Source organism: Halorubrum sp. CBA1125, assembly GCF_009742825.1.
GTDB lineage: Archaea > Halobacteriota > Halobacteria > Halobacteriales > Haloferacaceae > Halorubrum.
Genome location: NZ_WPCE01000169.1, coordinates 1 through 6,264 on the forward strand (window position 1 = coordinate 1; position 6,264 = coordinate 6,264).

The following is a 6,264-nucleotide window of genomic DNA, read 5'->3' on the forward strand; positions in this document are numbered from 1 at the left end:
ACGAGGACGGCGACAGCGACACCAACCGCGACGCGTAACGGAACGCCCTTTTCGGTCGCCGGCGAACGGCGGGTATGGAGACCAGAGGGACGTTCGCGCCGGAGACCCGCGCCGACGCGCTCGAGCGGTACGAGGAGGTCGGCCCCGTCGCGCAGGTCGTCGTCCGCGAGGCGACCAAGGCGATGTCGTTCGACGCCGACGAGTACGACGAGCGGGTCACGCCCGAGGTGATCCAGACCGCCCGCGACGCCACGTTCGCGGAACTGCTCGCGGTCCACGTCGGCACGGGCGAGGAGTTCGACGCGTGGCTCGACGACAGCGGGTTCGACGAGGAGGACGTGATCCGGATCGGCTCCGCGGACGTCGACAACGTCGTCTGGCACCCGGTCCCGTTCGCCGACACCGTGGTCGTCGCGACCTACCAGAACGAGCCCGACGCGGCCGCGAGCACCCTGCGGCGGAACGCGTTCGGGCGCGTGTACCGCGAGGAGTTCTACGAGTCCGGCCGGTAGCGTCCGAGAGTCCGGAGATACTGCGGTGAGAGACGATTCCTGAGCGTCCGAATCCCCGAGCGCCAGACGGATTCGAGGGTGTCAGAGAACAGTTCACGAGTGATATTTTCACTGACGGAACTCCCGATACCAGCCGAGCACTCGCACGGCGTCGGCTCAGGCGGCCGGGAGCGCCCACTGCCACGCCGATCTGAGGGCGACGACGCCAAACGGGCCGCCGAACCCGGCGGCGACCGCCGCGATGGAAGGAGCGTAGTAGGCGAGGCCCGCCACGACGGCGATGCCACAGGCTCCGACTGCGGCCGCCACCCCGGCCACGCGTCGGTCGAGTGGGCCGAACGCCGTCGTCTCGACCGGAAGTTCGAACGCCTCAACGGCCCGGCCATACTCCCGGAGGTGCGCGACACTAAGTTCGTACTCCCCCGCGGACGGTATGAGCGAGAACGTTCGGGTGTCGCAGGCGCGGTCGGCGAGCTCTCCCTCGCACAGCTCGGCGTCCCGGAGGTCATCGACGGGGGTCGCCCACTGGACAGTATCGGTAAGGTCATCGTACGCGACCACCGCGTCGTCCCGGCGCTGGTACGCCAGCGTGCCGTGGGTGAGGGCGTACTCGACGGCTTTCAGCCCGCCGAGGCCGGCCGGCAGGAGGCCGAAACAGACCACTGTGGCGGCGACTACCCCTGCCGACCCGGCGGTGAGCCCGACCCACGCGAAGAGGTACGCTGGACCGCCGCTGACCGCGGACGTCGCGCCCCGCCAGAGCGCGGCGGCGCGGACGGCGCGCCGGTCCGGACGGACCTCAGCTGTCGGCAGCACGTCTGGAGCCGCTACGGGCGGGAGCGTTCCCACCCCCTCGTCGGGGTCGAACGCCACCCCGCCGCGGTAGCCCCGCCACTCCGCGAACATCTTTACCGCGACGAACGCGACCAGCGCGCCGGTCGGACCGCCGACGATCGCGAACATGAGTACTACCGTGGCCAGGCCGGCCTCGGTCGTCGCGCTTGCGACCACGTCTCGGGGAGTGCTCGTCTCGTGGCGTCGCTTCCGGAAGTACTCGCGCTCAACGACGCCGACGTGGGAGATGACGAGGAAGACGACGCTCGCCGCCACGCTCGGATCGGCAAGCGTCGCCGGCACGTCGACGAACCGGCCCAACACGAAAAGGAAAACCCCGACGAGTCCCACAGCAGCCCCAAACGCCTGCAAGGCAAACGGGACGTTCCGGGGGTAGATCGGTGGGAGCGGGTCGACGATCGTGACGCTCCCGCGCCGGCGGTTGAGGTCGCTCGGGCCGACGGAAGTCCCGCCCCACTCGTCGGACTTGAGCGGATCGTCCTCCCTGGGGCGCTCCAGCTCGTCGTAGTTCGGCGGGGGGCGCGCGAACAGCGCCTTCAGCCCGGCGAACGGGACGGCGACGACCAGTTCGATCGCGTAGACGACCGCGAACGTCTGTGCGCTCCACCCGAGGTGGAACACGCCGACCAGCGGGACGACGTTCGCCGCGACTGTGACCAGAAACACAGCAGACGAATCGTTCGACGGTGACGCCATCGATTCACCGCATGATAACAGAGAAGAAAAGGTGTTGGTGTGGGATCTGTACTAAGTGAATCGACGGGCCGAAGAACGGATATGAGAACGGTCGTCCGACACTCTCGAAGGGCTCGCCCGGAGGGAGGGGCTCAGGCGAGCTCTTCGATATTTTCGACGACGGCGTCGGCGAACTCGCTGGTGGCGAGCTTCTCGCCGCCCTCGATCTGGCGGTGGAGGTCGTAGGTGACCTTGCCGGAGGAGATGGTCGCCTCGACGGCGTCGCGCACGAGGTCGGCGGCGTCGGACCAGCCGATGTAATCGAGCATCTCGCGGCCGGAGAGGATCATCGCGGTGGGGTTCACCTTGTCCTCGCCGGCGTACTTGGGCGCGGAGCCGTGGACCGGCTCGGCGAGACAGCGGCCGTGGCCGAAGTTGGCGCCGGGCGCGATACCCAGCCCGCCGATCTGCGCGCCGGCGGCGTCAGACATGTAGTCGCCGTTGAGGTTCATCGTCGCGATGACGGAGTACTCGCCCGTGCGGGTCAGGAGCTGCTGGAGCATGTTGTCGGCGATGCGGTCGTTCACGACGACGGTGCCCGCGGGCTGTTCGCCGTCGTACTCGTCCCACAGTTCGTCCTCGGTGATGACGTCCTCGCCGTACTCCTCCCTCGCGACCTCGTACCCCCAGTCGCGGAAGGCGCCCTCGGTGAACTTCATGATGTTCCCCTTGTGGACGAGGGTGACCGTGTCACGGTCGTTCGCGAGCGCGTAGTCGATCGCCTCGCGGACGAGCCGCTTCGAGCCGAACTCGGAGATGGGCTTGACGCCGATCCCGACCGGGCCGTCGTGGATGACGTCGGCGATCTCCATGTCGTCTTCGAGGAACTCGCGCACCCGCTCGACCTCGTCGGTGCCGGCCTCCCACTCGACGCCGGCGTAGACGTCCTCCGTGTTCTCACGGAAGGTGATCATGTCCATCGCCGCGGGGTTTTTCACCGGCGACGGGACGCCGTCGATGTGGTAGGTGGGACGGACGTTCGCGTACATGTCGAGCGTCTGTCGCAGGGCGACGTTCAGCGACCGAAAGCCGGCGCCGACGGGCGTCGTCAGCGGGCCCTTGATCGCGACGCGGTGGTCGCGGATCGCGCTCACGGTGTCCTCTGGAAGGTGCTCGTCGTACTTCTCGCGGGCGGACTCGCCGGCGTAGACGCGCATCCACGCGATGGAGCGGTCCGTCGCCTCGGCCGCCGCGTCCAGCACCTTCTGAGCGGCCGGCCCGACGTCGGTGCCGATCCCGTCGCCGTGGATGATCGGGATGACGGGATTCGACGGGACGTTCAGCTCGCCGGTCTCCGCGTCGGCGAGCGTGATCGCCTCGCCGTCGTCGGGGACGTCGACCTTGTCGTAGCTCATGAACGATCGCAGGTTCTCGAAGCGGCCTAAAGTGCCTGCCGTTTTCCCCCGGAGGACGGCGAACTCGTCGCAGACGGGCGATTCCGCCGTCGAACCGCGACCGCCGCCGGGGAGCGATCCCCGTCCCCGACGAGCGTCCCGGCGGTCACGGGACGCCGCACTCCCGCGTTCCGAGTTCCTCGACGCGCGGGTGGCTCGGCGCGGTCACGTCGACGTCGACGAACGAGACCGTCACCGACTCGATCCCGCCGTCGGTGAACCCGTCGGCACGGTCACAGAGGTGCGCGAGGAGCGGGTCGACGCGCGCCGCGTCCGGCGAGGCCGAGAGCAGCGTGAGGAACTTCCGCCACCGGGCCGTGGGATACCGCCGGGCGTCCGACGGCGACCTGTCGGCCGCGACCGGGTCGCCGTAGAGCGCGTCGATCCGGTCGGGGTCTGTCGGTCTCCCGGCCTCGGCGCCGCCGTCGGCCGCGGTCGCCGTCGCGAGCACGAGCGCGTCGGTCGACGGCGGGCTCGGCGCGAACATGTCCCAGCCGCTCTCGGCCGGGTCGCTCACCGCCGCGACCGGCTCCGGCGTCGCGACGACGCCGATCGCCATCCCGTTCCACGCGAGCAGCGACACGAGGAGAACCGCGGCGACGAACGGAGCGACCCGGCGACCGAGGTCGACGACGGCGAGGCGATCGCCCGCCGGATCGGTGTCGACGCCCGAACCGGTGTCGGCGCTCGAATCGGAGTCGGCGCTCGAATCGGAATCGGCACTCGAATCGCCGTCGACGCCCGGACCGCCGTCCGGCGGAGAGGAATCGTGACGCCGGCGGATCCGTTCGCGGAGACGCACGCGGACGGGCTCGACGCCGCGCTCGACCCGGTCCCAGACCGGAGACGGGAGGAACGGCAACAGCCCGGCGGCCGACACGAGCGGGAACACGCCGATCTGCAGCGTGAACGCCATCGAGAGGTGCGCGAGGACGAGCGTCCCGGCCAGCGCGGTCCGGAGCCGGCCGGCGGCGAGGACGAGCAGCGGCGCGGCGAGAAGCAGCGCGAGCCAGCCGTACGTGGCGGCCGCGAGCAGCGCGGGGGCCTCGGGAACCAGGCCGCCGAGCGGCCCGTGGAGATACGTGAGCTCGAACACCCGCCCCACGGCCTCGCCGGCCGGCCACGCCGTCCCGCGGAGCTTCGCGACCGCGTTCGAGACGTAGACCACGACGACGACGGCCAGAAGCAGCGCGGAGGCGGGGGAGACGAATCGGTCACCTGCCGGCCGGGAACCGACGGCGTCGTCCGCGGCGTCCACCGATTCGCGTCGAGCGGCGTCTACCGATTCGTGCCGGACGGCGTCCACCGACCACCGCGCGCCGAGCGGACACAGCAGTCCGGCCCCGAGCAGCTGCCAGAGGAGCGTGTCGCCCGCGTTGAGCACGAACGGGTTCCGCGCCTGCAGCGACGCCAGCAGCGCCAGCGAGACCGCGAGCGCGAGACGGGTCCGGTACCCGACCGCGAGCGCGACAGCCGCGACACCGGCGAGGACGAACAGGAGCACGACGAGCCGCGATCCCCCCGAGAGCGCGTGCAGCGAGAATTGGGCGAACAGGGGGTACGACTCCGCGAGCACCGACCGGGGGAGCACGCCGGCGTCGGTGTAGAAGGCCGTCAGGTTGCGGGCGCGGAGCGCGAGGTCGACGAGGAGGACGACGCCGATCGCGACCCGGAACGCCGCGAGCGCCCGGCGGTCGGCCCCGAGACGAGCGCTCACCGCGCTCCGGAGGCGGTCTCGTCTCGACGACCCGCCGGCCGACGCGGCGGCGCCGTCGGATCCCTCGTGTCCCGCAGGACTCCCGTGTTCGTCCACAGTGTGGCGACTCCCCGAGGGGCGAAGATAGGTCTTACGGCGTCGCGAGGGATGTTCGACGGCACGGGAGTGTCCCGGCCGCCGTCCGGCGCCGCCGCGTCGCGCGACGAGAGCCGAGGATACAAATCCGGTGGCCGCGTTGCGGCGGTATGGTCACGTTCCTCGCCGGCGGCACGGGGACGCCGAAGCTCCTCGACGGGGCGACCCGCGTGTGGGACCCCGACGAGATAGCGGTCGTCGCCAACACCGGCGACGACGTCGAGCTCGGCGGTCACCTCGTCTGCCCCGACGTCGACACGGTGCTTTTCGCGGGCGGCGACGTCCTCGACCGCGAGACGTGGTGGGGTATCGCCGGCGACACGACCGCCACCCACGAGGAGCTGCGGCGGCTCGCCGACGCGGCCGGAGACGCGATCGACGGCGAGGCCGGCGTCCCGCGGTACCTCGACGACGAGGCCCAGACCGCGGGCCGCGAGCTCGCGCGCTGGCGGCGCTTCTCGGCGGTCGGCGAGTTCATGGAGATCGGCGACCGCGACCGCGCGGTCCACCTCACGCGCACGAGCCTCCTGGACGAGGGACGCACGCTCACGGCGGTGACCCGCGCGCTGGCGGCGGCGTTCGACCTCGAGATCGACCTCCTCCCGATGTCGGACGACCCGGTCGCGACGCTGGTCCACACCGCCGACGACGAGACGCTCCACTTCCAGGAGTACTGGGTCGCGCGCCGCGGCGAGCCGGCGGTGGCGGACGTGGAGTTCCGCGGCGCGGCCGACGCCGAGCCGACCGACGCCGTCCGCGAGGCCCTCGCCGATCCGGTCGTGATCGGTCCCTCGAACCCCGTGACGAGCATCGGCCCGATGCTCGCGCTCCCGGGCGTCGAGGCGGCCCTGGCGTCGACGCCCGTCGTCGCCGTCTCGCCGTTCGTCGGCGCGACGAGGTGTTCTCCGGCCCGGCC

Annotated in this window: 4 protein-coding genes and 1 pseudogene; 2 read left to right on the forward strand and 3 right to left on the reverse strand. The window is 71.1% G+C overall.

Annotated features, from left to right (window positions below; all coding sequences use genetic code 11):
- Nucleotides 1-74 precede the first annotated feature (74 nt).
- The gene (locus tag GJ633_RS12925; protein ID WP_156589156.1) at nt 75-512 is read left to right on the forward strand and encodes a DUF5809 family protein; all 438 of its coding nucleotides are present in this window, start codon (nt 75-77) and stop codon (nt 510-512) included.
- 156 nt (nt 513-668) lie between these two features.
- Here GJ633_RS12925 and GJ633_RS12930 read toward each other — a convergent pair whose 3' ends face one another.
- From GJ633_RS12930 to GJ633_RS12940, 3 genes are all read right to left on the reverse strand, one after another.
- Nucleotides 669-2,063, reverse strand: coding sequence for a DUF6498-containing protein (locus tag GJ633_RS12930; RefSeq protein ID WP_156589157.1), 1,395 nt, complete (start codon nt 2,061-2,063; stop codon nt 669-671).
- A gap of 131 nt (nt 2,064-2,194) precedes the next feature.
- On the reverse strand, nt 2,195-3,457 hold the full coding sequence (icd, locus tag GJ633_RS12935) for an isocitrate dehydrogenase (NADP(+)) (RefSeq protein WP_156589158.1): 1,263 nt from the start codon (nt 3,455-3,457) through the stop codon (nt 2,195-2,197).
- A 145-nt stretch (nt 3,458-3,602) separates the two neighbouring features.
- Nucleotides 3,603-5,309: an HTTM domain-containing protein gene (locus GJ633_RS12940; RefSeq protein WP_394351160.1), complete on the reverse strand. Its 1,707-nt coding sequence runs from the start codon at nt 5,307-5,309 to the stop codon at nt 3,603-3,605.
- Nucleotides 5,310-5,458: 149 nt separating this feature from the next.
- On the opposite strand from GJ633_RS12940, the pseudogene cofD reads away from it, so the two are divergent.
- Nucleotides 5,459-6,264, forward strand: a pseudogene (gene cofD, locus GJ633_RS12945) (2-phospho-L-lactate transferase); the annotation flags it as partial.